The sequence below is a fragment of the Brevibacillus brevis genome, from assembly GCF_001039275.2.
In the GTDB taxonomy this organism is placed as follows: domain Bacteria; phylum Bacillota; class Bacilli; order Brevibacillales; family Brevibacillaceae; genus Brevibacillus; species Brevibacillus brevis_C.
Genome location: NZ_CP030117.1, coordinates 4221601 through 4247007, shown reverse-complemented (window position 1 = coordinate 4247007; position 25407 = coordinate 4221601). Strand labels below are relative to the sequence as shown.

Genomic DNA, 25407 nt, shown 5'->3' with positions numbered 1-25407 from the left:
TCTCACGATGGACAAAGAATGTCACTTTATAAACATGTTTGTTGAATTAGTTATACAAAGGACATATACTGTGAGCGTATCGTTCTTTTCCAATAAAGGGGCGAAGAGAAAATGGAGAGATATAGACATCTATCAACACGTGAATACATTCTATTGTTGCTGAAAAGGGAAGGGGAGCTCAGCACAAAGGATTTGCAAAACAGGCTGGAGCTCACAAAGGTAGCTGTCAGCAGGCAAATGATCTACTTGGAAAAAGACGGTTTTGTTGTGTGTAGAGTAGGCCGTCAAAAAGCAGGAAGACCGATGCACTACTACTCGTTGACACAGCAAGGTAACGAACAATTTCCGAATGATTACGGGCAACTGGCCGTGGACTTGATAGAGCATATCGTGCTGGCAGACGGGGTAGACCGAGTGGATCAATTTTTCGCAAGACAGCAAGAGAAGATTATCCAGAAATACGAGGGACAAATGGAAGGAAAAGCGCTATCTGCAAAGGTGGCAGAGATGGCACGCATCCAAGATGACAACGGATTTATGGCGAGATGGGAACAGGTCAGTGATGAGGAATATGTGATCACGCAGTACAATTGCCCCTATTTTAAAGTAGCGGATCGGTATCAGATGATCTGTGCAAGAGAGCTTGATTGTTACCGAGCGTTACTCCAGACGAGCGTAGAACGGACGGAATGTGTAGCAATCGGCGGAAAGAAATGTGTCTATCAGATCCGTGCTACGCAATCGTAGCTGCAAGCATCATCATGGCAGATGAAACGACAAATGGGAGGGAACGAAAATAATGACCAACTCGAATCCATGGGATGCTGACTGGGAAGTATCTGAGCCATTGGCACGCGCACTCATTTTCCGTCAGTTTCCGCAGCTATCTTCTATGCCCATCAAGCTGATCGGCTGTGGTTGGGATAACGTGGTTTTTCGAGTGGGGGACGAATATGTTTTTCGTTTTCCCAGGCGGAATGTCGCTGTTGAATTGATCAAAAAGGAAGGAGTGCTGCTGCCGATGCTCGCGGCATTCCTGACGATACCGTATCCGAAGCCAATTTTTTATGGGGAACCAAACGAAGACTATCCATTCCCTTTTTTGGGGTACACGTATGTTCCGGGAACGTTTCCGAAAGGCTTGACCGACGAGCAGCGTATTTCATCGGCAGTGGCACTTGCGACGTTTTTAAAAAGTTTGCACGCGTTTCCGCCCGAGCGTGCCCGCGAGAACGGGATCGAACATGATCACAGGAACCTGCTGGACATTGCACAGAGAAAAGAAAAGATGCGGACATTCTTGTCTAGCTTAACTGTACATATTTCTAAAGAGGATCGGGATGCGATTGCGAATTACTTAGGGCAAGTCGTGATCGACCGAATAAATCCGTGTGAAGTGCTTCTGCATGGAGACTTGCATGTGAAAAATATGCTGGTAGATGAAGCTGGGCATATATCAGGCATCATTGACTGGGGAGATCTCAATGTGGGTCACCCGGGAGCGGATTTAAATGTGGCCTACAGTTTTTTACCGCCACAAGCCCGCCAGTCATTTTTTCAAGCGTATGGAGAAGTGGATGAAGAGACAAAAATATTGGCCAGGATGATGGCGGTGTACATTCCGATGCTACTTTGGATGCAAGCTATTGATCATAATGACGAGGAATTGGCTGAGGAAGCAAGAATGACGATAAGGCGAGCACTCGCTGACGAATAGGGAATCGGTAAACTGCTTCGGGGGACAAGCTGCTTACGCTCATCCCCCGATTTGCTTATCCGATTCCTAACTCTTCCATTTTTCGGTACAGGGTGCTTCGCGCAATTCCTAGCTTTTTGGCAGCAGCGCTGATGGACGGAGCTTGAGTGATGGCTTGCTGGATCGTCTGTCTCTCTAATTCGCGCAATAATGGCAAAGGTTCACCGGATGCTTCTTGCAGTCCATACTGCTGCTGCCATTCGCTCGGAAGATGGTGAGAGGTAACCCACGAATCACCGAACGCATGTAAAAAAGCTCGCTCCACGATATTGCGCAGCTCACGAATATTTCCGGGCCATGAATGCTGCTGCAAGATTGCCAGGGCAGATTCACAAATGCCTGTCGGACCACCAGCGTATTGGGTATGAAGCTGCTGGAGGAATTCGTCAGCCAAGGTTGCAATATCTTCCTTGCGTTCGCGCAGGGGAGGGATGCGTATTTGCAGGACATTGAGTCTGTAGTAAAGGTCTGCACGAAACTGCCCATTTCGTACTTCTTCCTCAATGGAACGATTGGTGGCAGCGATAATCCGAATGTCCAATGACTTTTCTTCGTGAGAGCCCAATCTCGTTACTTTGCGTTCTTCGAGGACGCGAAGCAAAAGTACTTGTAGCTCCATACTCATTTCCCCGATTTCATCGAGAAAGAGCGTTCCTCCATTTGCTGCTTCAAATTTTCCCGGTTGTCCTCCTTTTTTTGCTCCCGTAAAAGCTCCTTCTGTATATCCAAATAGCTCACTGGCGATCAGTTCACGCGGAAGTGCTGCGATATTGACTGCAAGAAATGGACCGTCTTTTCGTGAACTGGAGGAGTGGATGGCACGTGCCAGGACTTCTTTACCACAGCCTGTTTCTCCGAGCAATAACGTATTCGATAGAGATTGTGCAGCGATACGCGCTGTATGTAGTTGGGCTTGATAGAGGGGACTACTCGTATGAATCTCTGGAAACGAATAGCTGCTAGTATTCTTTGACAAAGTTGACGTACATGGGCGAATAAAAAAGAGGCGATACCACGTCTTTTCCCCCAGATCGAGATCCTCGAGGTACCAATTGGTTAAGCGTTCTTGTTCCCAATCCGCCTCCAGGACAAGGCCTTCAACTAACGAAAATCGTTCTTTTGCCCGTTTGTTAGCAAACAGCACAACACGATCGTCGCTTACGGCGATTAGGCATTCTTGGCTGTTTTCCGCCCATGCGAAAAGAAGACTCTTCCAATTGGGAACAGAATGGGATGCATGCACGAGAGTTGGAATCACATGATCAGTTTGGAGTGCAGAAGAACGTCGCGTAGTGGAAAAGGATAGCGGGAAAAGTGGCAAAGAGCCATTTTGTAGCAAATGGATTAGCGCATCCCTGATCAGAGAAAATTCGTAGGGTGAAAGATTCGCAGAGGCCTGTAAATGCTGATAGAGAGAATGAAAGACAGCATGAGAGATCGCGCGATGATGGGAACGCTCGATAACGGAGGAAGAATCGAAAGACGAGAGCAGCGTGCCGGCTTCAAAAATCGTTCTCGCACCCTTTCTTGGTTATAGTTTGTTTGTTCGATCGTGGGACAGGTGTCCGACAAGGAAGCGTGAAACAAACGACACACAATGACGAAAGCGATACAAGAGATGAGGGGCTTTTCCGGTCAAGGGCAGATTAACTGCATGACCTGTTTTGCGACAAGCTCTTTCTAATAAGTATACAGGAGAAAATAGCCAAAAGAATCGATATCATCAAATTTTTATCGGGACCAGCAAGCATTGGCATGTCAATTGCTTCTTTTTGTGAATGTACGGCATACGCCATTTTGAACAAGTGAGGGGGAAGCAGCATGCCAGAAGTTTTATTTCGAGTTGACTTGAACAAACCGATGGAGGAGCAGGATACACCTGGTCACAACAGATGGCACCCAGACATTCCTGCAACCGTTTCCGTGAATCCAGGAGCTGTTTTCCGCATGGAATGTAAGGACTGGACGGACGGGCAGATCGCTAACAACGATGACCCTTCCGACATTCGCGATGTCAATCTCAATCGCGTCCATGTGCTCAGTGGACCTGTCTGGGTGAATGGAGCAGAACCAGGCGACCTCTTGGTTGTCGATATTCTCGATATCGGGGCACTCCCCCAATCGGAATGGGGCTTTAACGGGATTTTCGCCAAGGAAAACGGAGGGAGCTTCCTCGTCGATCATTATTCACAAGCGGCCAAGTCGATCTGGGACTTCCACGGCATTTACACGACCTCTCGCCATTTGCCAGGTGTCAAATTTGCTGGCATTCTTCATCCGGGCTTGATAGGTACCGCACCTTCCCACCAACTATTGGATCGCTGGAATCGAAGAGAAAGCGACCTCGTAGCGACAAATCCTGAGCGAATGCCTCCACTCGCGAATTTGCCGACCCCGCACAGTGCCGTGTTGGGCAGTCTAACAGGAGCCGAGTTTGACCGGATTGCCAGAGAAGCGGCTCGAACGGTCCCCCCTCGCGAACATGGCGGAAACTGCGATATTAAAAACTTGTCCAAAGGCACTCGCATTTACTTCCCGGTTTATGTAAAGGGAGCGAAACTGTCCATGGGCGATTTGCATTTTTCACAAGGAGACGGAGAAGTGACCTTCTGCGGCGGAATTGAAATGGCTGGTTGGCTGGATCTTCAGGTCGACGTCATCAAGGGCGGGATGGCGAAGTATAACATCGTGAACAACCCAGTATTCAAGCCGGGTCCAGTAGAGCCCCGCTATACGGAATACCTCGTTTTCGAAGGAATTTCTGTCCATGAGACGACAGGGCAGCAGTTGTACATGGATGCGCATGTCGCTTACCGCAATGCATGCCTGAATGCCATCGAGTATTTGAAAACAGCGATGGGCTTCACAGGGGAGCAGGCGTACATGCTGCTGGGAACGGCACCGGTGGAGGGAAGAATTGCGGGGATCGTCGATATTCCGAACGCATGCTGCACCTTATCAATCCCGACAAGCATTTTTGACCGAGATATTTTACCGAAGTAGCCAAGAAAAAGACCGCGAAAGAGGGAGCCAAATACGATGCCGAGATACGATTACATGTGCGAGGAATGTGGTCCATTTGTACAGTGGCTGAAGATAAGCGAGCTGACAGATAGCGTTGCTTGCCCCGATTGCCAGCAGCTATCAAAGCGTATGTTTTCTGCACCAGGATTGATCATGACACCGCAAGCGCTGCGACAACGTATCGAGCGTGGCGTGGAACCAAAAGTGGTACGGAAGCATTCGCATTCCCATGAAGGAGCAGGGTGCAGCCATAACCACGGTAGTCAGGCACAGCGTGGGCATACTCACAGCCGTGGGGGCAAACGCCCTTGGATGGTTGGACACTAAACAGAGTGGATGAAAAGGGCGTTCATTCAGTTGAGTCATGTGAATAGCTTACGTGGAAAGAGAAAAACGTCGAGCGGTCATCTGGATGATCGTTAGGCGTTTTTTGCTTGTTCACAATCAAGTGAATTGCAGTTTTGTCAAGTCTTTCGTACAATTGATGAGAATTGTTATCAATAGATTGCTACATCATGATGTAAGAGGAGTTCGTTATGGGAAAAACAGACACATATAGTGATCCGAATGTCATCACTGTAAATGATGTGCAAGTTTTGTCCATTTCAAAAGAATGGAAGCTTGCAGAAGCGAGAGATAGAAGTGAACAAATAATCATTTTGGTAATAGAGGGCAGGGCGTCGTTTCGGTCGGATAAGACAGGAGGGATGCTTAATCAGGGAGATTTCATGGTCATATCTCTAGAAGATATGCAGGAAGGGCTCGCCCTTTTGCCCATTACGGAGAACATCTATGTTTGTTACGTGGCGCTTTTTGCTGCTCATGCCAGAAAAGAAAGGGATGGCTGGCTCATAAACGAAGTGATGCTACCGATCCAGGGGAAGCACCATGTCGAAACCATCTCCTTGATTCACCATCACATCGAACAATTGCATCTGGCATGGCGAAAAGATCACTTCGATCAGGCAACTATGCAAATTCTTTTTTGGAAGCTATGGCAAGCTATTATGGCTGGAATCACGCAGCAAGAGAAAAAAACAGATCGTCAGCAACTTCTTCAAGGGATCGCTGAACATATGGAGCAGCATTGTGAGGAGACTTTTCAGATCGAGGAGATGGCTCGCTACTCAGGGATGACGCCGACCCTTTTCTATCAGCAGTTTAAGGAGTACACCTCGCTTACTCCCTTGCAATTCATCAATCGGAAACGAATGGAGAAGGCCTGTCAGCTTCTGGTGGCGGAGGACGTGATAATTCCTGAGGTAGCTAATGAAGTTGGCTATCGGGATGTGTACTATTTCAGTCGCATGTTTAAAAAGATCGTTGGCGTTCCCCCTTATCGCTACAAGAAATCGTTGCATAAGAAAATAGCCGTTCTCCATCCAGCAATTATCGGTGATCTGCTCGCATTGGGGATCTCGATCCAACATCTGATCCCCGTTTGGGAAAAGCATCGGCAAAAGAGGCCGTACTCCCAGATGGACGCAGCCACGCTGGAATTTGACTTGTACCGTCTGCGCCAGATGGAGCCGGATTTGATCGTGGGTACAGATCAGGTTGCACCTTGGCTTGAACAATTGGCAGCCATTGCACCGACACAGCTCATTCCCTTTAAAACAACGACCTGGCGGGATCATTTGCAGCAAGTAGCTACCATGCTGGGAATTGCAGAAGTGGCGACGAGTTGGCTCTATTATTATGATTTGAAAGCAGTTGCAGCCCGCGAGCGTATTCGAGAAAAAATTGGGAATGAAACCGTTATGGCAGTGAGGGCTTGGGATGGTGGAGCCCGTATATTTGGTGCGAGAAGGCGGAAAATTTCTGATATTTTATACGGTGACCTACAGGTGAGACCGCCAGTGGGAACCGATCATTTTGCCTTTCTGGATATCGCGAGCCTGGATGAGCTTCATGAATTTCAGGCTGATCATATTCTGCTTTTCGACGAAAGGAAAATTCGGACGGATGTACGCAAGCATCGTTTGAAAGGGAATGTACATCGAGCTGGGGTATATCCATGGCTGCATTATTCCGCCCTCGGCCATGAGCAGGCCATATCAGAGGCGCTCACACATTTTGCAGAGTCACAGGAATGTACAAAAAAGGAATCAGGTTCTTCAATTTTCTTGCGGCCACAAGTTTGTGATAATAATTGAGAATGAGTATCACTATTGTTGGAGGGAACGAGATGGAGTCATCATTGTATCCGATTGCACAAGCGATCCGTGACCGCAGAACCATTAAGAAATTCAAGCCGGACCCGATTCCACTGGAATTGATTCGTGAGTTGCTGGATGTAGCTGTCTGGGCACCTAACCACGGACTGCGCGAGCCTTGGCGATTCGTCCTTTATATGGAAGAAGGGAAGCGGGTTGTCGTCGATGCCATTCTTCAAAACGCCATGAAAAAAAGAGATCCAGAATTGCTTTTACGCGTCCCGGCATATCTTTTGGTTATCGTCAACGAAGACTCTCGGCAAAGAGAACGGGAAGAGGACTATGCGGCAGCCTGCACGTTGATTCAAAACTTTCAACTAGCGGCGTGGGAGCGGGGATTGGGCGTCGTTTGGAAAACGGAACCGTTCACGTATCAAGCAGGATTTTTACAAGCGGTAGGGGTACGTGCGGAGGAAAAACTCGTAGGAATGCTTCAGCTTGGCTTTCCGGAGATGATCCCGGAAGCTCGAGCGAGAACGGCTGCAAACGACAAGCTGACCGTGATTCATTCGAACGTTGCTCTGGAGGATAAGAAGGGAAATGTCACAGTCGCAGCCGATCACTAAAAATGCTTCGCTTCGAACAAGACCGTGGATGGCGACGGTGTTGATTGTTGCCGGGATTTGCGCCATCCTTTTCGGGCTAGGTTCATCCATTATCACGGGAGTGGCTAATATCTCGTTTGCCACTGTTTGGAACTCGATTTTTCACTATGATTCTAGCAACGAGCATCATGTCATTATTCAAACACTGCGAATGCCACGTGCCTTGGCAGGAGCGCTGGTAGGAGCTGCTTTTGCCGTAGCGGGAGCCATCATGCAAGGGGTTACGAAAAATCCGATTGCCGATACGGGCTTGATGGGCATTAATGCAGGAGCTGGATTCGTGCTCGTACTCGTTTTTGCTTTTGCACCAGGACTCCCTTTTGAGTCTATCATTCTCTTTTCTTTTATGGGAGCGGGTCTGGGGGTAGGGCTTGTTTATGGACTGGCCTATTTTTCCAAAAACGGTTTGACACCTTTACGGCTCGCGTTGGCGGGGGCGATCGTCAGCTCAATCCTATCAGGGATTAGTCAGGCGATCTCCCTCCTCTTTCAGATCAACTACGATCTGGCATTTTGGTCAGCAGGGGGAATCTCTACAGCGGAGTGGTTCCAAGTGTCGGTCATGATGCCCTGGATTGTGGGAGGAATCATTGTGGCCATGATCCTTTCTCGCTCCATTACCATTTTGAGTCTGGGAGAAGAGATCGCAGCGGGACTCGGACAAAAGACCAGGCTGGTGAAGGGGGTGGCGGCGGTTGTCGTCATGGTGCTGGCAGGTGCTTCAGTCTCCACGGTTGGTGGTGTTGGGTTTGTCGGTCTCGTCGTCCCACATATCGTCCGTTTTCTGGTCGGGGTTGATTACCGCTGGATTATTCCTTGCTCGGCAGTCATGGGAGGCGTTTTGGTTGTTTTTGCGGACATTGGAGCCAAAATGATAGCGATGCCCTACGAGACACCGCTTGGCGCCATTATCGCCGTTATCGGCGTTCCTTTCTTCCTGTACCTGGCACGTAAGGAAAGGAGGGAGTGGTAGTGGACATCGATCTATTTTCCGAAAAAAGAAAAAGCCGTAGTGTCCGACTGATTCTTCTTTTCGCGGTACTTTTGCTTGTCGGTTTTGTCCTGAGCTTGAACACGGGACCGTACAGTATTGGACCTTTCGAGGTATTGCAGACGTTACTAGGAGAGGGCTCGAAAAAGCAGAATCTCGTGCTGTTTGAGCTACGGCTTCCTCGGATGGTAATTGCGGTCATGGTTGGGGCTGGGCTTGCTGTATCGGGAGCGATTCTGCAAGGAATCTCTCGCAATGGTCTGTCTGACCCCGGCATTCTTGGAATCAGTTCAGGTGCTGGACTGGCCGTATTGTTGTTCGTCTCTCTTTATCCAGCGACGAACATGGCTCCGCCTTTTTTGATGCCGTTCCTCGCACTCATCGGTGCCACTGCCACAGCAACCATCATCTATATGCTTGCATACAAGAAGGGGCACGGCATATCTCCTACCCGTCTCTTGCTTACAGGGATTGCAGTAGGGGCGGGACTTAGCGCCATCAGCATTATTTTGACACTTCAGTTGAATCCGCGAAACCTCGAGTTTGTCGTCACTTGGCAAATGGGATCGTTGTGGGGTTCCAATTGGAAGTTCGTACTGGCACTTTTGCCGTGGATGGTGGTCCTGCTGCCGTACGTGTATCGGAAGGCAAATGTACTGAACCTGCTCAGTATGAACGAACAGATTGCAGCAAGTCTGGGCGTATCTCTTCAACGGGAGCGACTGGCCTTGATGGCGGGTGCGGTTGGATTGGCTGCGTCGAGTGTAGCGACAGGCGGAGGCATAGGCTTCATTGGCTTGCTTGGCCCGCATATCGCGCGCAGATTGGTCGGACCCCAGCATCAATACATGCTGCCCATTACAGCGCTCGTCGGTTCATTGCTCGTATTGGCCGGGGATACGTTAGGGCGAAGCATCATGCCGGCTACAGAAGTACCAGCGGGTATTGTTATTTCCCTCATTGGGGGGCCTTATTTTCTGTATTTGTTAATCCGGACAAAAGGGTAAGACACGTTTGAAATCAGGAGAAGGAAAAAGGAGTTCAATCGATATGAAAAAGAAATTATCAGGCATTCTGTCCGTAATCTTAGCCACAGCTGTCGTGGCGGGGTGCGGAGCAGGACAGGCGACTACAGATACAAACGCTACCAATAAAACGCAAACGGTTGAGGCAGGAGCATCACAACCCGATACAAAAGGGACAGGGGAGCCTGTCTTTCCTCGAACCATCAAGCATGCGATGGGAGAAGTCACACTGGAGAAAAAGCCGGAGCGTGTCGCCTCTGTCGATATCATGGGAACAGATTACTTCCTCGTGCTAGATTTTGCTCCGATTGTATCGGAAGGTTTTGAGTCGACGAAAAGTAAGTCACGAATTTTTGCGAAGTATGCCGAGGGTAAAACGGTGAAGGATCTGGGTGGAAAAACGAATTTGGAGACTTTGTTGGAGATGGACCCAGAGGTTATTGTCATGACAAGCACCGGAAAAGGCTCCAGATTTGAGGAATTCAACAAAATGGCTGATTCCATCGTCATTGATTTCTCAGTGGATGCACCCACCCGCCTCATGAAAATAGCTGAAGTTATTGGGAAAGAAGAAAAGGCGAAGCAAGTTTTGGCCGATTTTGATAAGCTGAAGAACGAAGCAAAAGTAGCAGCAGACAAGCATAAAGGAGAAACGGTGCTATTCCTCGTTTCCAATGGTAAGGATTTTACAGTAATGCATCCCAAAAATTTCCCGATTTACTATGAGGAAGTGGGACTAACACCGATAGCAGGATTGCCCGAGGATGGCAAGATCGGGGGACGTATCGGAATCGAGGCGTTGAGTGAGCTTGCTCCCGATCATATCTTTATTGCTGAGAACCGCCGTTCGGCAAAAGCAGAGGAGCCGGAAGGGTTGATTCATATCTGGAAGGATCATCCTGTCTGGAAAAACATCAAAGCAGTGAAAAACAACCATGTTTACACGATGGATACACTCGCGGGTGATACGTTCTTTCTGGGAGAAATCGCGGGATTGGAAGCCATCAAGAACAATCTCGGAAAATAGAAATTTACGACTGCTCATTCAGAGATTCTTTCCCTTTTACATAACAACAGCGCCTCGTCTTTAAACAATGTTTCCCATTGTGCATCGTAAGGACGTACTTCCATTTTTCGTATCCTGCTGTCCCTGCTTTTTCACCAGAGTGGTTAATCGTAAACATATAAGAAGCACTCTACAAGATTAGTAGAGTGCTTTTGTTTATTTTCGATTGCCGGATTCCGTATAGACATAAGAGATAGCTTGGGTTGCTTGTGTTGCCAATTGGATCCGTGCTGGGTTTTTCACTTCCAAGGTCATAACGGACATGACGACCGTTTGCATGGTGACGAGAAAATAGATTCAAAAAAAGATGTTTTTCAAAAGTGGTGATTCCACGGAAAAATCGTTTCTCCTTCTCATGTAAGAAAAAATAGAAAGTAGTTAGAAACGATATGTATTACACTGCCATTCACGCTCTCTTTCGTATGTCATCGAGTCGGCTGTTGTCCTCTCGATTGCTTTCATTATACGGATAAAAGCGGGAAGCACGCAAAAGCGCGGATGTTGCATTTGCGTCGATTTACAGCCGGAATGGATCATTTTTGCCAGTAGAAAGCACTCGCTCTTTTCGTTAATCGCTGAGGCTCACCGGCAATCATGAATTCTGTGAAAGGTCTCCTCTATTTTCTCATCAATTTCTAATCTCTCTCTTTTTTTCCCTTCATCTGTCCTTTTTATGATAAAGGAGATCAAACAAAACCAGTGAAAAAAAGGAGCGAGATCATATGAAAAAAGTAGTCATGACCATGGTAGGAGCACTGATTGTAGGGAGTCTCAGCGTAACAGCCTTTGCACATAGCAACCAATATTACAGCGTACCGCAAAAGAACACTTCTACCGTGTACCTGCAAATCGACGATGATGTGAAACACAACTGGGCGAAGCTCGTGCGCATCACGCCTGAAAAAGCACTGAAAAAAGTTCGGGATACACAGTCTGGTATCATTACCGAATGGAAGCTGGATGAAGAGGACGGTTTCCTCGTATACAAAGCAGAGATCAAAAACAAGCATCAAGAGATTGACGTGTACCTCGATGCAATGACTGGGGATGTGTGGCAAACAGTTGACCACGATGACGACGATGATCATGACGACGACAACGACGATCAGTGGAACAAACAACAAGTGAAAATTAGTGTAGAGCAAGCGAAAAAAATCGCTTTGGCTAAAGTGAGCGGCAACATCAAATCCATCAAGCTGGATGAAGACGATAACTACTATGTGTATGAAGTGGAAGTGAAAACGGCCAAAGGACAGGAAGTAGATCTGGAGATTTCCGCTACGACAGGCGCTGTACTGGATGTAGACTGGGACGATTAATCGATTCCGCTATCTTTCTCAGCCGACCCTTTACGAATTAGAGGGTCGGTTTTTTTGTGCGATGGCTTCTAAAAATTCCATCGCTTCTTGAGCTGTAGGTATTTTTCGGACATTCTCTTCGGCAAATTGCTGAGCTTGCGGATAGTTCGTGGAAGCGATTTGTTTTGCAGCAGCCTCTACGTTGTCATAGGGTGTAAAGCGATGCTCATAGCGGTCACCATCAAGAAGTAACCAGTATGCCCCTGGTTTGTCTGCAAACGGCATGCCCACACTCCCAGCATTGAGAATACGCGGATCGCCAAGATGACGTTCAAATTGGACATGTGTATGGCCACAGATGACCGTTCGTTGCTGTGTCCCCTCAAAGTAAGTGGCAACGACTGCATCCGATGTAAGGGGAGTGAAAATATCTTCATCATTGGTGGGAATGGCGTGGCAGAATAGCACATCTCTAAGGCCAGAGCCTCGCCGTCAAAAGTGAGACTTCACGATCGCCATTACCACGGATGAATTGCACAGGTGTATCCAGTTGGAAGAGCATTTCAAGTGTTTAGACGGGCATCGGGCCTGAGACGATATCTCCTCCGATGACAATAAGATCAGGCTTCACAACTTCGAGTTCTGCCAATGTTGCATGTAGGGCAGGTACATTCCCGTGAATGTCATACAAAGCAGCCACTCTCATTTCACTTCCCCTCCCATTTTTTTCCGAATGATCTTCAAAACCTTATTTCCAACGATCGAGTTTGAACCTATAATGTATCTTGGGCATATCCTCTAAGTTATGGTATAATTTTGACGCCAAATTACGATTAAGGAGTATGGATGATGGAAAAAAAATTAATCTTCGGTCATAAAAATCCAGACACAGATTCCATTTGTTCAGCACTTGTGTACGCTGACTTGAAAACAAAACTGGGCGCGAATGTAGAGCCTGTACGCCTGGGTGTAATCAGCAGCGAAACAGCATTTGTGCTGAATTACTTCCAAGTAAAAGAGCCGCGCCTCGTAGAAACAGTGGCGAATGAAGTAAATGAAGTCATCCTTGTAGACCACAACGAGCGCCAACAAAGCGCGAATGACATTGAACAAGTGCAAGTGGTAGAAGTGATCGACCATCACCGTGTTGCGAACTTTGAGACGAGCAATCCGCTCTACTTCCGTGCCGAGCCGGTTGGATGCACGACTACTATTTTGAAGAAAATGTACAAAGAAAACGGCGTAGACATTCCAAAAGAGATGGCGGGCTTAATGCTTTCTGCTATCATTTCGGATACGCTGCTGTTGAAATCTCCAACTTGCACGGAGCAAGATGTAGCTGCTGCGCATGAGCTGGCTGAAATCGCAGGTGTCAATCTGGAAGCATACGGTCTGGACATGCTCAAAGCGGGGGCAGACCTGAGCGACAAAACAATCGCACAACTGCTCACATTGGATGCAAAAGAGTTCCAAATGGGCAATGCGAAGGTAGAAATCGCACAAGTAAATGCAGTGGATGTAAATGATGTACTTGCACGCCAAGGCGAATTGGAAGCGGCTATGAATGCAAACATCGCTGAAAAAGGTTTGGACTTGTTCGTGTTCGTTGTAACCGATATCTTGAATAACGATTCTGTTGCCATCGCTCTCGGCAGCGCAACGCAAGCAGTAGAAAAAGCGTACCAAGTAACATTGGTGGACAACAAAGCTGTTCTGAAGGGCGTTGTCTCCCGTAAGAAGCAAATCGTGCCAGTATTGACTGATACATTCCAAGCCCTGTAAAAAATATGAAAGGCTGCCCATGCGCATGTTGCGGGCAGCCTTTTTCAATGTTTACATTCCTTGGGTAGGGTTGTTGTGCATCTGGAACAAGGTTTGCTGGTTATAAGCATCGTCACTGTAATGGGTGATGGCATGTTTGTCTCTCGCTTTGAGACTAAGCAACCCTGTTAACCCCCACCCGGCACCGAGTAAGGCTACAATGAAGCCGATGATATAGAGCATCGCAGTCCCTCCTTGTATGGCTTTCTCTATATTTTAACAAATTATGAAAATGAAGTAACGCCAATTTTTTTTGTGAAAATGTGTTTGACATTGACGGTCCGTAAATGTGTACGATCATTTTGTCAGGAGGAATGAACATGGAATATACAGTGCAAAAGCTAGGACTCCTGGCGGGTGTCAGCACCCGGACGCTCCGATACTACGATGAAATTGATCTTCTCAAGCCGGCGAGAATCAATTCGTCAGGGTATCGCATTTACGGACAGCAAGAGGTTGATCGATTGCAGCAAATCCTTTTTTACCGCGAGCTGGGTGTGAGCTTGGAGGAGATCAAGGAGATCCTGGATTCACCAACCTTTGATGCTGAACGGGCACTGCGGGAGCACCGCGAGAAGCTCCTGGAAAGGCGAGCGCAATTGGATGCGTTAATCGCCAATGTCGATTTGACATTAGCACAAAGAGAGGGGACCAAAACGATGAGTGACAAACAAAAATTTGAAGGCTTCAAGCAAAAAATGATTGATGAGAATGAAGATAAGTACGGGGCAGAAATTCGAGCAAAATACGGAAATGACCAAATCGAAAAATCGAATCAGAAGGTCAAAGGCATGACAGAAGAACAGTATGCCGCGCTGGAGAAATTGAACGCAGAGCTGCATGAAACGTTGGCGCAGGCTTTTTCGACAGGTGATCCTGCTCATGAATTGTCGCAAAAAGCGGCTGATCTGCACCGTCAATGGCTGAGCTTTTATTGGGACAGCTACAGTAAGGAAGCGCACGCAGGGGTGGCCCAGATGTATGTTGATGACCCGCGCTTTACCGCTTACTATGACAAGGAGCAGCCAGGTGTTGCCGAGTTTCTCCGCGATGCAGTGGCCATTTATACCAGCAAGTGAGGTTTCAAAAAAAGAAGCTGCGAGCAAGGCAGCTTCTTTGCGTTTTACGCTTAGTTATCCCCACCTGCTGCGGGAAAAAGCTTTTGTCCCAAGGGTGTTGGCAATCCATCCATGCTTACTACGTTGTATTCCTTTTGATAATCAAGCAGCTCCTGCTCGTCTTTAGCCAAAGTCCATTTCTGAAGGGTTTCGCGTTCTTTTGAATAGGAATAGAAGGGGATAGCCCAGCCGCAAGAAGTCTTTACTTCCTGTATGTTTACGGTAATGATTTGACGAGCACCAGGCAGAAGCGGGAAATCATTTACGAGCTCATCCCACCGAGGTGTATCTGGAAGAATAACCGTTCCTTTGCCGAATAGGCGCATGATGAGAGGGGGGCCTTCAAATGCACAGAACATGATCGTAATCCTGCCATTTTCCTGTAGATGTGCACTGGTTTCGTTTCCACTTCCAGTCAGGTCCAAATAGGCGACCTCATTAGGGGATATTATGCGAAAAGAATCGTATCCTTTCGGTGAAAGATTCACGTGACCATCTTTGTCCATAGGAGCAGAGGCAACAAAGAACATCCGTTGCTTCTTGATAAACTTCTCATGCTCAGGTCGTAACTCAGAAAAAAGCTGACCCATTTTGCACCCCTCCAGATAATGGAATTGTTTTTGCTGCCCTCATCATACGATAAAAATATGAAGATTTTGTGTTGTTTATCTCCAATGCGTCCAAAATAGATGGTAAAGTGTAAATATTCCTACAACAAAATGGCATCTCGAGACTTTTTGAAAAGGAGGAGTATTTACATGCAATCATCACAGCCAATCGACTTAGGGGAACGCATCCATTTAATAGACGGTTTCGATATGGGCTGGGCGGAACGTACGGGGACGTATGTGATTGCGGAAGAGGAGCTTACATTGGTAGAAACAGGGCCAAGCCCCTCTGTCCCATACATCAAGGCTGGTCTCGCCAAGCTCGGTTATACGCCGGAACAAGTAAAATACATCATCGTGACGCACATTCACCTGGATCATGCAGGAGGAGTAGGACTGTTTCTGAAGGATTGTCCGAATGCAAAGGTCGTTGTCCACCCGAAAGGTGCACGTCATCTCATAGATCCGAGCCGACTGATCGCAGGCGCGAGAGCCGTGTATCATGATGATTTTGATCGATTGTTTGATCCGATTGAGGCAGTTTTCGAGGAGCGGATTTTGATTCGCGGGGACGGAGATACACTCAAGATCGGAGGGAATTGCACATTGGAGTTTCTGGATTCCCCAGGTCACGCCAATCATCACTTCAGCATCTACGATCCCGTAAGCCGCGGCATGTTCACAGGTGATACCGCAGGTGTACTCTATCCACAGCTTAAAAAGGATGGTATTCACCTCGTGCTGCCATCTACTTCGCCGAATCAGTTTGACCCGGATGCCATGTTAGCGTCTTTAAGCCGTTTTGAAGCGAGCAAGTTGAGTCGGATTTACTTTGGTCATTTTGGGATGTCAGAGCAGGTAGACGACGTGTACCGCCAAATTCGTGAGTGGCTCCCAGTATTTGTGGCGGAAGGAGAATCAACGCTTGCTGCTGGTCAAACTTATGACGAGCTGTCTCGTAAGTTAGTTGAACGAGTCTCGGATCATCTACAGTCACAAGGCATTAATGAGGACCACGAAGTTTTCGAGGTACTCAAGCTCGATTTGCAAGTATGCTCCATGGGCATTCTGGATTATTTGCACAAACGAGGGTAATAGCCTGCCAAAAGCTTTACATTTGCCTGAACCTTTTGTTCAGGCATTTTTCATTTTTAGCAGGCAAGAAAGTACTGCCTTATGTGTTTGTCATTCTTTTTTCATCCAAGGAATGCTATGATGTAGGATGAGTCATGAACTGTGACAATTTCAAACGTAACAGCAAATAGGTGCCTCGTCTTTCTAACAAAAAGATCGGGTGAAAAGGGAAGTCGGTGAAAATCCGACGCGGTCCCGCCACTGTAAATCGGCTCGTTCCTCAGCCGTAAGCCAGGAGACCTGCCTGTTTGTTTTCGTGCCTGTTGCCTTCGCGGAAAGGATCGGCCTATTTCAGGAAGCAGACCATCCTGTCTGTTTGCCCAAAGGTGCCGACCCTTTTGATTTCCGAATGGAAGCAAGGGTCGCTTTTTTATTGGAAATAACAGTCGATTTGACATGCAGAAAGGAAGTTCTACATATGAAACGTTCATTGCGATTCATGATCCCCCTGCTAGTTGCGGCGAGCCTTGCAGGTTGTGCGGGTAACGATAACAGCCAGCCAGCACCAGGAGGACAAACAAACGCACCGCAGCCAGCACCGCAAGAGAATGCGGCCGAGCAGTCTGCAAAACAAACAACGTATCCATTGACAGTCACGGATGCGGCAGGAAAAGAAGTAACCTTTGCAAAAGCTCCTGAGCGAATTGTCTCAACATCACCTGCCGAGACTGAGATTTTGTTCGCACTAGGCTTGGAAGATCGGATCGTAGCTGTCTCAGACTATGATGATTATCCAGATGCGGCGAAGGCAAAGCCAAAAGTTGGCGGGGTCGTCAAACCAAACGAAGAAGCTATTCTCGCTCAAACGCCGGATATGATCGTTGGTGGAATTTCGATGGAGAAGCCAGTGGCTGACAAGCTCAAATCTCTCGGGATGCCAGTCTATATTAGCCATCCGACAAAGATGGATGATATCCTTAACAATGTTTTGGCGATGGGAGTTATCACGAATACACAGGAACAAGCCGAAAAAGTCGTCGCGCAAATGAAGAAAGACATCGCGTACGTTCAAGAAGCAGTGAAAAATGTAAAACCGGAAGAGAAGAAAAAGGTATACCTGGAATTTTCCCCGGGCTGGACAGTCGGAAAAGGCGAATTCATGGACGAACTCATCACGCTGGCTGGGGCGACAAACATTGCTTCCGACACCGAAGGATGGAATCCGATCAGTGAAGAAAAGATTTTGCAAAACGACCCGGATGTCATTTTGTATGCAAGCGGAATTACCGATGAAAAGTCTGGCGTCAAGCTGGAGGATCTGATCGCGAATCGCAATGGCTGGGATAAAATGAAGGCGATCCGTGAAAAACAAATCTTTGGCATGGACCAAAATATTTTGTCCCGTCCTGGTCCACGTATTACACAAGGGTTGATCGAAGTAGCCAAGACGATTTACCCTGACCTGGTGAAATAAAATGAAGAAACGATTGTTCATATGGGGAGGAGTAAGCTGTTTCGTTCTTCTGGCATCAATAGTTATCAGCATCTCGATGGGGGCGGCCCAACTCCCCATTTCGCAAGTATGGCTCATCCTGCTTCATCAAATCCCGGGCTTGTCTGAGTGGATCAGCGTAACGTGGCCAGAGTCTTCTGAGCAAATTGTCATGAAGGTTCGTTTTCCACGCGTTGTATTGGCTGTCTTAATTGGGGCCTGCTTGTCACTTGCAGGAGCGGGCTTTCAGGGCGTTTTGCGCAATCCGCTCGCTGATCCGTTTACGATGGGCGTGGCATCCGGTTCTGCTGTCGGAGCAGCCTTCTTGATCCTTTTTGGTTTGCAAATCAGCTTTTTGGGTGCATGGAGCACGCCTGTCGTCGCTTTTCTTACAGGACTGCTCAGTTTATGGATCGTACTTGGACTCGCGAAAACGCAAGGAAAGCTGCAAACCGAGACCTTGATTTTGTCTGGTGTCGTGGTGCAGGCTTTTCTCGGCTCGCTCGTTTCCTTTATGGTGTCGCTATCTGACCAGACGGTGAATGAGATCGTGTTCTGGCTTATGGGCAGCCTGTCATTTCGCGGCTGGGCCTTTACATCTGTCTTGATTCCGTACTTGGTCATAGGTGGAATGGTGCTTGTGAGCTATGCGCGTTCCTTGAACCTATTTGCGTTAGGGGAGCGGCAGGCAGCGCATCTCGGCGTCCATGTGGATCGAACGAAGCTCGTGGTTCTGGTCGTCTCGACTTTCCTGACCGCAGCGGCAGTTTCTATCGCGGGAATTATCGGATTCGTTGGCCTGGTGGTACCGCATCTCGTCCGATTGCTGGTTGGTCCTGACCATCGTATTTTACTGCCCATGGCTGCGATCTTCGGTGGTATTTACGTATTGTGGGCCGACACGCTTGCCAGAATGCTGTTAAGTCCAACGGAAATCCCGCTCGGCGTCGTGACAGCATTTTTGGGAGCACCGTTTTTCGCCTATTTATTGAAGCAAAATAAACGCTTTAGGAAGAGGTAACGTAAGCGATGATCAATGTGCGCAACTTGCAAAAATCGTATCAGGATACGCCAGTTTTGCACGGCATCGATTTTTGCGTGGACAAGGGAGAATTTTTTGGCATCATCGGGCCCAATGGAAGCGGTAAATCCACTCTGCTAAAAATCATTTCAGGTGTCATCAAGCCAGATGCAGGAGACATTTTGCTTCAAGAGAAAAAGCTTCATTCCTATCCACGAAAAGAGCTTGCCAAAATACTGGCTGTTTTGGAGCAAGAGGGTCTGCCGCCAGTCGGCTTTCGTGTCCGAGAGGTGTTGGAGATGGGGCGCTTTCCTTACCAAAATTGGCTGGGGGAAGAGAAGCAGGATGTCGCATCGCTCATTAATGAAATCGTGCAGATGCTCGGTCTTGAACATTTGGAAGAGCGCACACTGGATCAGTTGAGTGGTGGGGAAAAGCAGCGCGTAGCTTTGGGGAAGGCATTAATCCAAAGACCCCAGGTACTGTTGCTCGATGAACCCACGACTTACCTCGATATCGGGTACCAGATTCAACTCATGGACATTGTGCGAAAATGGCAAAAGACCACGCAGGTGACAGTCGTTGCTGTGCTGCACGATCTGAATCTGGCTTCCTTATACTGCGATCGTATTTTGATGCTGCATAAAGGAAAGCAGATAAGCGTCGGCGCACCCAAAGACATCTTGCAAAGTGACAGAATCGAGGCTGTATACGGAACCAGACCGATTGTCATGGAACATCCTGTTCATCATTTGCCGCAAATTATTTTGCAATCGCAAGTATAAGAGGTTGTGTAAGGAGACAGAAGCATGATCGTACTCATTACAGGTGGGGCACGCAGTGGAAAAAGCACGTTTGCCGAAAAATACGCGGCACATTTGGGCTCCTCGGGTGTTTACATCGCGACTGCACAAAGCACTGATGAGGAAATGGAAGAGCGGATCTTGCACCACCGAGACCGCCGCTTGCAGTCCAACTTTCCTTGGCAAACGATCGAGGAGCCGTACGCATTGACAGAGTGGCTCGAGAAGCTCGCAGCGCAAGTGGACATACAAGAACAACAGACAGTGATTCTGATTGATTGCTTGATTCTTTGGGTGTCTAATTGGTTGCTGCATGATGGAGAGGAGCAGACGTTTGAGCAAGTGCTCCAGCAGGTTGATGTACTGGTAAACAAGTTAAAAGACTACCCAGGTACGGTCTTGCTGGTGACAAACGAAGTAGGCGACGGACTCGTCCCGCAACATCCGTTGGGACGTATGTTCCGTGATTTGGCGGGCTTGATGAATCAACGCGTGGCAGCGGTTGCCGATCAAGTTTTTCTTGTCACAGCAGGGATTCCTGTAGAGCTAAAAGGACAAGCTTTCCAATTTTAACGCGGTGAAAAGACGGTTTCGAGTCGTCTTTTCACCTTTTTTATGATATAATACAAGAAAAGCCATGGAAGGGATCAGGATACCATGCGTCCCCATAGGACGATCTGGAAACGTTTTGACCTCTCCTACATCTAGCTTCGTAGTAGTCGATCGTCACTGAAGACGACTAATCTACTACGAAAGCGAGGCCCTTTGTATGAGTAGCGACTTATACTTTCGATGTTCCTCGGTAGTCGGTTGGTCGTCTGTGCCTAAACCGACAAAAATGCGAGGAAACCATGATGAGGAGAGCGCTGCAGTTATCTAAGCGTTACAGTATGATTTTGTTTGGAGCTTGTTTACTTGCTTTTGCGTATTATCACATTAACTTTCAGAACCATTTGTCTGAAGGTGGGTTTGTTGGCTTGGGGTTATTGGCGAAATACGCCTTTGACTTGTCGCCAGCGATGGTGATGCTTTTACTGGATATTCCATTGTTTTTGGTTGCCTGGTTAGTAAGAGGCCGCCAGTTCATTTGGGACACGATCTTTGCATCACTTGCTTTTACCATGTTTTACGATTTGTTTGAACGATTTTCACCGATTGTCATGGATATGAGCAGAATGATGCCGCTGGCGTCTGTCCTGTCCGGTGTATTGACCGGGCTGGGTACCGGATTGGTTCTGCGCTATGGAGCTGCGACAGGTGGAGACGATATTTTCTCTCTGTTGATCAGTAAGTACACGGGATTGTCCATTGGTACGGTCTTTCTTTTACTGGACGTCATTGTGCTTTGCATGTCGTTCTGGTTTGTACCGATGAAAGAGATGATGTATACCATTTTGGCCGTTGTCATTTCTAGCCAAGTCATCACCTGGACCGTTAATCATGGTGCAGGAATGGATGTCATGGAAGAGGAGCACGGGCATGGAAGCGTCTCGATGACCCACCGGTAATGTGTAGATATTTAGTTGAAAAACATGCCTATACAAAAGCAAGCAAAAGGCCAAGTCGGTTTTCATGTCGACTTGGCCTTTTGAACGTTTATGACCGTTTTTGTACATAATATCCTGCTTTCCTAGTGGATACTAACCAACACAGATACTATCGATGGAAAGGACCTGCCATGAGCGATCCGTTTTTTAGCAACTACAAAGCATTCGTTGTCATACCAGCGGATGAGAAGCAAATGGGACCGGAGCCTTTTGAGCCGAAGGATTACGCCAGCCATTTCATCCTGACGTTTTCGTTGTACGATGCGGTTATTTCCTCTTGGAGGGAAGCGACAAAGTATAAAGTGCAGGCAAAAAAGGGTCTGTCGAATGTGATTGATGGTTTCAACGCCAAACGCCGTGGTACAGCCCGTCTGCATTTGCTGGAAATGGAAGAAGACCAGGCGTATTTCGTCCTGGCCTTGTCGTTGAAAATCCAAAAAGACAATGAAAAAGCAGTCATGGAGACAATCACCAATCTGCTGGAGAAAGATTTCGCAACCGACTTGTTGATCGGAGAGACCTGGTATCAGATCATTGGTGCCAAAGGGAAATTCGAGCGGAAGCTGTTCTCCTACAACGTCCAGCCGTACGATTATCGACCGAAGTAATCTGCTAGAGCTTCCGTAATCGCCTGTGCAGCTTTGTCCTGATAGGACGATGTACGGACGATGCCTTCATCCTTTGGATTCGATAGAAAGCCAAGCTCAATTAAGACGGACGGATCATCGTTTTCGCGGAGGACGTGATAATTGCCAAAAGAAATGCCGTTGCTTCTTAAACCGATGCCCCCTGCCAAGCGAGACTCAATCGCTCGAGCTAACGGCTCATCCTTGTCTTGCGAATAATAAAACGTGAGGGTACCGCTATTTGGCTTCACAGAAGAATTGTAATGGATGCTAAGGAAGGCATCCGCCCTCTTTGATTCGCTAAAAGCGACACGCTGCGCTAGCGAAGGCTTTTGTGTGTCACTTGTCCTCGTCATGAAGACTTGCGCACCCCGTTGGCGCAGTTTGCTGGCGAGCAGCATGGACGTTTTATAATTCAACGTTTTTTCCATGCTATTCCACTTCGTTCCTTGTGTCCCGATATCAGAACCACCATGTCCCGGGTCAATCACGATGACTTTTCCTTTTAAGCCTGGCGTTTTGGAGCTTTTGGACACCGGAGCGTTGGCCTTGGCATCGCCAATATACGTCGCAGACACCCAGCCTGTTTGTCCATTGGAAGTTCTCGCTTGGATCCAGTCTCCTTGCTTTTTCAAAATATCTACACGGGTTCCTCTGGGCAGCGAAAGGATAATCTCATGGCTCGTGCTTGGTCCTTTTCGCATTCGGAGCGAATCGGCCATAACCGTGCCTTGCTTGCTTTTGACAGTGGCTGTATTGGCTGGTGAAGTTGCTGAACCCGTACTCGATACCGCTCCTTTTTGCAAGTAATACCCCGCAACCCAGCCTACCTTTTGATTGTATCTAATTTTTGCCCAACCGTATGCTTCATCGGTAATCGTCACGACCACTCCATACGGCACGGTCGCGACAACAGATGCATTGGGGGCTGGTTCACTGCGAACGTTCAGAGAGGTTGCGACCACTTTTGCCTGGATGACACTTGCTGCTTGCGCCGGCTCCGTAATAAACGGCCATGACAGACTAAACCATAGTCCACATATGAGAGACGCTTTTTTACATGTTGTTTTCATCATTTCTACCTCTGACTTGGATTAGCTACTAGCTCACCTGAACTATGATAAGGGAAATGCAGGAAATCGAATAGGGTATGATTTCCTGATTTTTTGGGACAATCAAAGTGGAGTTTCGGTATATCTTGCCAAGGCGTTCGTTGCCGACTCTGCCATGCGCTGTTTGAGTTGATCGTTTTCTACTACTTTTACACGAAGGCCGAGAAAACGAATGCGGGATAAAATAAACTCCTGCTCGTCGGATAGATAGTGCAGGGTGATCGTATATACCAGCGATTCTGAATCAAAAGCGACCTCTTTGTCAAAGCAGGAAAAGGCGTACAATATGCGCTGGAGCTCAGCGTTGTAACGACGGATGATCATAATTTTTGCCATCTGCTTGCGCTGTTGGATCTGCTCCGAAATAGTCGGTAAAAAACTTTCATACCATACATCTTCTATGTAAAGCTCATCGACGGAGCGAATGAGATGTAGCGGAGTCGTGATCAGGCGATTGGAAGACATGTTCAGCCAGATCAGGTACCAGGCCTTCTTGGCAAGTGAATATTCCAGCTTGTAGGGAACTCCTCGTTGATTGCGAAAAACCGGGCCTTTGTTCGTGGCTGCGGTTATTTTTATGTGATTTTTGCCGAGAATAATTCGCCGCAGGGGGCGCACGAGCGGACTCCAGAGCTGCTTGGCCTGCGTTTGCGCCTTTTCCACGAATCGTTCTTGTTCGGTCGATTCACTTTCTGGTATTTGTGTCAAACGGTGGAGCTTAGCGAGTGTAGCGGGCTCGAAAATTTCTGCCGCAGACGGATTTGCCAGCATCAGGGCCAGCCAAGCTTTTTCGTGTGAGGTTACCGGATAAACACCTGCTTCATCGAGACGTGTCACTAGCTGGTAATTATGTATCTTATCAAACAGATTCATAGTAGGCGAGCAGCTCCTCCCATTCTTTTTGGAATTGTTTGCGAAGAAACAGCGGTTCAAGAACTTCGACGCTTGAACCGAAGCTGCGTATCCACGGTGTAATTTCCATCGTGCTGTTCACGTTTATTTCGTACACAAAGCTTTCCCGTGATTCTTCTGTCACAATCCCCCATTGCCCCTGTGCCTCCACTCGCTCTTTGATAAAGGAATGAGGCGTGTCCCGAGGCTGGAAAAAGCGAAGGCGTACGGTTACGAGTTTTCCGGTATCAATCAGCCAACTATGGGTAATGCGCTCATCCGCACTCGCTTGCAAGGAAGAGAAGATTTCCGGCGTAACGGATTTGCCTGTTACGAGCTTGGTCATACCCTCCACACGGTATTTGCGGAGCGGACCATTGCCACATCCTTGTGCCAGCAAGTACCATCTGCCGTATTGATGATCAAAAATAACCCGGAGTGGAATCACTTTTTGATGGCGCCCGGATGTATCCCGTTGGAAAGCCGGATTCGTATTTTGGGAATCATAAAACTTTCGGCGTTTGGGCGTGTAGTAGTGAAATTCAACGATTTTTCGCTGACGAATGGCTTCTGTGAGAAGCAAAGCTTGATATTCATCGAGAATACGTGAGACGAAATGATACTTGTATAAAAACGCAGATGCATCGGTTAGCTTCAAGCGATATTTGAGATAACGCTTCACTTTTTCTTGCAAGAGATAACCAGGGACGGCCGGTAGCTGTGTATTAGCCATGAAGTCGGTGAAATCATACAGGTCCAATAGCTCGTCGTCCGTCAACGAGTCCAGTAGCTCACCGTCGAACTGATAAACGTACGGTCTGACCTCACTCACATTTTTTATCACGCCAACTTCCTCCAGGTATTTCATATCCTGGCGAATCGTTTTTTCATCGGGTTCTGTATCCACAAACGTATCCAGCAAATCTTTAATGGAGAGAGGCTGGTGTCTGAGCTTTTCCAAGATGTGAGACAGTCGCTCTACCTCCGAATCCTTCAATGATTTTGCATGGTACAAAAACATCAAGAAATTGTCCGTCACCTCAAAATAGTTGTAACGAAGCTGTGCGTAATACTCTTTTTTCTCCTCATCGCCGACATGCTGATAAAAGGTCGATTGGATGTCCTTCAGCTTTTTTATCGTTTTATCAAGGGTATGAACGGAGATTCCGAGCCGCTCGGCTAACTGCTGCCGATTGTAGGCACCAGCGGTCAAAAACAGGAGACGGAGCAATTGCAGCTCTTTGTCAAAGCTTTCGCGTGCCATTACATTCATCCTTATTCATTCGTCATTTATTTCCAAATTAGTCCTCATA

General features: G+C 47.7%; 28 protein-coding genes and 1 riboswitch. Of the genes, 19 read left to right on the top strand and 9 right to left on the bottom strand.

The genetic code is table 11. The features are described 5' to 3' along the window. Positions 1-111 precede the first annotated feature (111 nt). The gene (locus AB432_RS20440; RefSeq protein ID WP_048033849.1) at positions 112-747 is read left to right on the top strand and encodes a helix-turn-helix transcriptional regulator; all 636 of its coding nucleotides are present in this window, start codon (positions 112-114) and stop codon (positions 745-747) included. Between the two features lie 52 nt (positions 748-799). Further along, a complete protein-coding gene (locus AB432_RS20435; protein ID WP_048033848.1) occupies positions 800-1717 on the top strand; it encodes a phosphotransferase in 918 nt (305 codons plus the stop codon). Positions 1718-1772: 55 nt separating this feature from the next. On the opposite strand, the gene AB432_RS20430 is transcribed toward AB432_RS20435, so the two are convergent. Continuing rightward, complete coding sequence (locus tag AB432_RS20430) at positions 1773-3014, bottom strand: sigma-54 interaction domain-containing protein (protein ID WP_235617512.1); 1242 nt, start codon at positions 3012-3014, stop codon at positions 1773-1775. Positions 3015-3577: 563 nt separating this feature from the next. On the opposite strand from AB432_RS20430, the gene fmdA reads away from it, so the two are divergent. From fmdA to AB432_RS20395, 7 genes are all read left to right on the top strand, one after another. Next, the gene (fmdA, locus tag AB432_RS20425) at positions 3578-4759 is read left to right on the top strand and encodes a formamidase (protein ID WP_048033846.1); all 1182 of its coding nucleotides are present in this window, start codon (positions 3578-3580) and stop codon (positions 4757-4759) included. A gap of 36 nt (positions 4760-4795) precedes the next feature. Then, positions 4796-5107 (top strand): FmdB family zinc ribbon protein, encoded by a 312-nt coding sequence (locus AB432_RS20420; protein ID WP_048033845.1) that lies wholly within the window; start codon positions 4796-4798, stop codon positions 5105-5107. Positions 5108-5316: 209 nt separating this feature from the next. Next, the gene (locus tag AB432_RS20415) at positions 5317-6936 is read left to right on the top strand and encodes an AraC family transcriptional regulator (RefSeq protein ID WP_048033844.1); all 1620 of its coding nucleotides are present in this window, start codon (positions 5317-5319) and stop codon (positions 6934-6936) included. A gap of 32 nt (positions 6937-6968) precedes the next feature. Then, the gene (locus tag AB432_RS20410; protein WP_048033843.1) at positions 6969-7562 is read left to right on the top strand and encodes a nitroreductase family protein; all 594 of its coding nucleotides are present in this window, start codon (positions 6969-6971) and stop codon (positions 7560-7562) included. Then, entirely contained in the window at positions 7537-8574 is a 1038-nt protein-coding gene (locus AB432_RS20405) for a FecCD family ABC transporter permease (RefSeq protein WP_048033842.1), read from the top strand. The genes AB432_RS20410 and AB432_RS20405 overlap by 26 nt, the downstream gene beginning before the upstream one ends. Then, on the top strand, positions 8574-9599 hold the full coding sequence (locus AB432_RS20400) for a FecCD family ABC transporter permease (RefSeq protein ID WP_048033841.1): 1026 nt from the start codon (positions 8574-8576) through the stop codon (positions 9597-9599). The genes AB432_RS20405 and AB432_RS20400 overlap by 1 nt, the downstream gene beginning before the upstream one ends. A gap of 43 nt (positions 9600-9642) precedes the next feature. After that, positions 9643-10644, top strand: a complete 1002-nt coding sequence (locus tag AB432_RS20395; RefSeq protein ID WP_048033840.1) for an ABC transporter substrate-binding protein — start codon at positions 9643-9645, stop codon at positions 10642-10644. Between the two features lie 195 nt (positions 10645-10839). Here AB432_RS20395 and AB432_RS31345 read toward each other — a convergent pair whose 3' ends face one another. Continuing rightward, a complete protein-coding gene (locus AB432_RS31345) occupies positions 10840-10962 on the bottom strand; it encodes a hypothetical protein (protein ID WP_268811842.1) in 123 nt (40 codons plus the stop codon). A 443-nt stretch (positions 10963-11405) separates the two neighbouring features. On the opposite strand from AB432_RS31345, the gene AB432_RS20390 reads away from it, so the two are divergent. Continuing rightward, on the top strand, positions 11406-12002 hold the full coding sequence (locus AB432_RS20390; RefSeq protein WP_048033839.1) for a PepSY domain-containing protein: 597 nt from the start codon (positions 11406-11408) through the stop codon (positions 12000-12002). A 30-nt stretch (positions 12003-12032) separates the two neighbouring features. Here AB432_RS20390 and AB432_RS31150 read toward each other — a convergent pair whose 3' ends face one another. Together AB432_RS31150 and AB432_RS31340 are read right to left on the bottom strand one after the other, a co-directional pair. Then, positions 12033-12449 (bottom strand): metallophosphoesterase family protein, encoded by a 417-nt coding sequence (locus tag AB432_RS31150; RefSeq protein ID WP_235617511.1) that lies wholly within the window; start codon positions 12447-12449, stop codon positions 12033-12035. Positions 12450-12552: 103 nt separating this feature from the next. Then, on the bottom strand, positions 12553-12687 hold the full coding sequence (locus AB432_RS31340) for a metallophosphoesterase (RefSeq protein WP_268811841.1): 135 nt from the start codon (positions 12685-12687) through the stop codon (positions 12553-12555). Between the two features lie 143 nt (positions 12688-12830). Between AB432_RS31340 and AB432_RS20380 the strand changes: the two genes are divergently transcribed. Beyond that, entirely contained in the window at positions 12831-13763 is a 933-nt protein-coding gene (locus tag AB432_RS20380; RefSeq protein WP_048033838.1) for a manganese-dependent inorganic pyrophosphatase, read from the top strand. Positions 13764-13814: 51 nt separating this feature from the next. On the opposite strand, the gene AB432_RS30860 is transcribed toward AB432_RS20380, so the two are convergent. Beyond that, entirely contained in the window at positions 13815-13985 is a 171-nt protein-coding gene (locus AB432_RS30860) for a hypothetical protein (RefSeq protein ID WP_173628942.1), read from the bottom strand. Between the two features lie 137 nt (positions 13986-14122). Here AB432_RS30860 and AB432_RS20375 point away from each other — a divergent pair, with 137 nt between their 5' ends. Next, positions 14123-14881, top strand: a complete 759-nt coding sequence (locus AB432_RS20375) for a MerR family transcriptional regulator (protein WP_048033837.1) — start codon at positions 14123-14125, stop codon at positions 14879-14881. 50 nt (positions 14882-14931) lie between these two features. Here the strand turns inward: AB432_RS20375 and AB432_RS20370 are convergent, their stop codons facing one another. After that, the gene (locus AB432_RS20370; protein WP_048033836.1) at positions 14932-15510 is read right to left on the bottom strand and encodes a pyridoxamine 5'-phosphate oxidase family protein; all 579 of its coding nucleotides are present in this window, start codon (positions 15508-15510) and stop codon (positions 14932-14934) included. Positions 15511-15678: 168 nt separating this feature from the next. On the opposite strand from AB432_RS20370, the gene AB432_RS20365 reads away from it, so the two are divergent. The 7 genes from AB432_RS20365 to AB432_RS20335 all read left to right on the top strand — a co-directional run bounded on the left by AB432_RS20365 (position 15679) and on the right by AB432_RS20335 (position 22073). Further along, positions 15679-16623 (top strand): MBL fold metallo-hydrolase, encoded by a 945-nt coding sequence (locus AB432_RS20365; protein WP_048033835.1) that lies wholly within the window; start codon positions 15679-15681, stop codon positions 16621-16623. Between the two features lie 151 nt (positions 16624-16774). Next, positions 16775-16925, top strand: a riboswitch (cobalamin riboswitch). 155 nt (positions 16926-17080) lie between these two features. Further along, on the top strand, positions 17081-18076 hold the full coding sequence (locus tag AB432_RS20360; protein ID WP_048035894.1) for an ABC transporter substrate-binding protein: 996 nt from the start codon (positions 17081-17083) through the stop codon (positions 18074-18076). A gap of 1 nt (position 18077) precedes the next feature. Beyond that, on the top strand, positions 18078-19115 hold the full coding sequence (locus AB432_RS20355; protein WP_048033834.1) for a FecCD family ABC transporter permease: 1038 nt from the start codon (positions 18078-18080) through the stop codon (positions 19113-19115). A gap of 8 nt (positions 19116-19123) precedes the next feature. Beyond that, positions 19124-19900, top strand: a complete 777-nt coding sequence (locus AB432_RS20350) for a heme ABC transporter ATP-binding protein (RefSeq protein ID WP_048033833.1) — start codon at positions 19124-19126, stop codon at positions 19898-19900. Positions 19901-19924: 24 nt separating this feature from the next. Beyond that, positions 19925-20491, top strand: a complete 567-nt coding sequence (gene cobU, locus AB432_RS20345) for a bifunctional adenosylcobinamide kinase/adenosylcobinamide-phosphate guanylyltransferase (RefSeq protein ID WP_048033832.1) — start codon at positions 19925-19927, stop codon at positions 20489-20491. 278 nt (positions 20492-20769) lie between these two features. Beyond that, positions 20770-21426, top strand: coding sequence for a YitT family protein (locus AB432_RS20340; RefSeq protein ID WP_048033831.1), 657 nt, complete (start codon positions 20770-20772; stop codon positions 21424-21426). Between the two features lie 125 nt (positions 21427-21551). Continuing rightward, on the top strand, positions 21552-22073 hold the full coding sequence (locus tag AB432_RS20335; RefSeq protein ID WP_235617510.1) for a hypothetical protein: 522 nt from the start codon (positions 21552-21554) through the stop codon (positions 22071-22073). On the opposite strand, the gene AB432_RS20330 is transcribed toward AB432_RS20335, so the two are convergent. The 3 genes from AB432_RS20330 to AB432_RS20320 form a co-directional block, all read right to left on the bottom strand. Continuing rightward, positions 22058-23164: an N-acetylmuramoyl-L-alanine amidase family protein gene (locus tag AB432_RS20330; protein WP_048033829.1), complete on the bottom strand. Its 1107-nt coding sequence runs from the start codon at positions 23162-23164 to the stop codon at positions 22058-22060. The genes AB432_RS20335 and AB432_RS20330 overlap by 16 nt on opposite strands. A 102-nt stretch (positions 23165-23266) precedes the next feature. Then, positions 23267-24076, bottom strand: a complete 810-nt coding sequence (locus AB432_RS20325) for a WYL domain-containing protein (protein ID WP_048033828.1) — start codon at positions 24074-24076, stop codon at positions 23267-23269. Further along, complete coding sequence (locus AB432_RS20320; RefSeq protein ID WP_048033827.1) at positions 24063-25358, bottom strand: helix-turn-helix transcriptional regulator; 1296 nt, start codon at positions 25356-25358, stop codon at positions 24063-24065. Before AB432_RS20320 ends, AB432_RS20325 begins: the two co-directional genes overlap by 14 nt. Positions 25359-25407: the final 49 nt, after the last annotated feature.

Coding starts and splice junctions, on each gene's coding strand:
- AB432_RS20440 (WP_048033849.1), top strand. CDS start 112: ATGGAGAGATATAGACATCTATCAACACGTGAATACATTCTATTGTTG.
- AB432_RS20435 (WP_048033848.1), top strand. CDS start 800: ATGACCAACTCGAATCCATGGGATGCTGACTGGGAAGTATCTGAGCCA.
- fmdA (WP_048033846.1), top strand. CDS start 3,578: ATGCCAGAAGTTTTATTTCGAGTTGACTTGAACAAACCGATGGAGGAG.
- AB432_RS20420 (WP_048033845.1), top strand. CDS start 4,796: ATGCCGAGATACGATTACATGTGCGAGGAATGTGGTCCATTTGTACAG.
- AB432_RS20415 (WP_048033844.1), top strand. CDS start 5,317: ATGGGAAAAACAGACACATATAGTGATCCGAATGTCATCACTGTAAAT.
- AB432_RS20410 (WP_048033843.1), top strand. CDS start 6,969: ATGGAGTCATCATTGTATCCGATTGCACAAGCGATCCGTGACCGCAGA.
- AB432_RS20405 (WP_048033842.1), top strand. CDS start 7,537: ATGTCACAGTCGCAGCCGATCACTAAAAATGCTTCGCTTCGAACAAGA.
- AB432_RS20395 (WP_048033840.1), top strand. CDS start 9,643: ATGAAAAAGAAATTATCAGGCATTCTGTCCGTAATCTTAGCCACAGCT.
- AB432_RS31345 (WP_268811842.1), bottom strand. CDS start 10,962: ATGCAAACGGTCGTCATGTCCGTTATGACCTTGGAAGTGAAAAACCCA.
- AB432_RS20390 (WP_048033839.1), top strand. CDS start 11,406: ATGAAAAAAGTAGTCATGACCATGGTAGGAGCACTGATTGTAGGGAGT.
- AB432_RS31340 (WP_268811841.1), bottom strand. CDS start 12,687: ATGAGAGTGGCTGCTTTGTATGACATTCACGGGAATGTACCTGCCCTA.
- AB432_RS20380 (WP_048033838.1), top strand. CDS start 12,831: ATGGAAAAAAAATTAATCTTCGGTCATAAAAATCCAGACACAGATTCC.
- AB432_RS30860 (WP_173628942.1), bottom strand. CDS start 13,985: ATGCTCTATATCATCGGCTTCATTGTAGCCTTACTCGGTGCCGGGTGG.
- AB432_RS20375 (WP_048033837.1), top strand. CDS start 14,123: ATGGAATATACAGTGCAAAAGCTAGGACTCCTGGCGGGTGTCAGCACC.
- AB432_RS20370 (WP_048033836.1), bottom strand. CDS start 15,510: ATGGGTCAGCTTTTTTCTGAGTTACGACCTGAGCATGAGAAGTTTATC.
- AB432_RS20365 (WP_048033835.1), top strand. CDS start 15,679: ATGCAATCATCACAGCCAATCGACTTAGGGGAACGCATCCATTTAATA.
- AB432_RS20360 (WP_048035894.1), top strand. CDS start 17,081: ATGAAACGTTCATTGCGATTCATGATCCCCCTGCTAGTTGCGGCGAGC.
- AB432_RS20355 (WP_048033834.1), top strand. CDS start 18,078: ATGAAGAAACGATTGTTCATATGGGGAGGAGTAAGCTGTTTCGTTCTT.
- AB432_RS20350 (WP_048033833.1), top strand. CDS start 19,124: ATGATCAATGTGCGCAACTTGCAAAAATCGTATCAGGATACGCCAGTT.
- cobU (WP_048033832.1), top strand. CDS start 19,925: ATGATCGTACTCATTACAGGTGGGGCACGCAGTGGAAAAAGCACGTTT.
- AB432_RS20340 (WP_048033831.1), top strand. CDS start 20,770: ATGATGAGGAGAGCGCTGCAGTTATCTAAGCGTTACAGTATGATTTTG.
- AB432_RS20330 (WP_048033829.1), bottom strand. CDS start 23,164: ATGAAAACAACATGTAAAAAAGCGTCTCTCATATGTGGACTATGGTTT.
- AB432_RS20325 (WP_048033828.1), bottom strand. CDS start 24,076: ATGAATCTGTTTGATAAGATACATAATTACCAGCTAGTGACACGTCTC.
- AB432_RS20320 (WP_048033827.1), bottom strand. CDS start 25,358: ATGGCACGCGAAAGCTTTGACAAAGAGCTGCAATTGCTCCGTCTCCTG.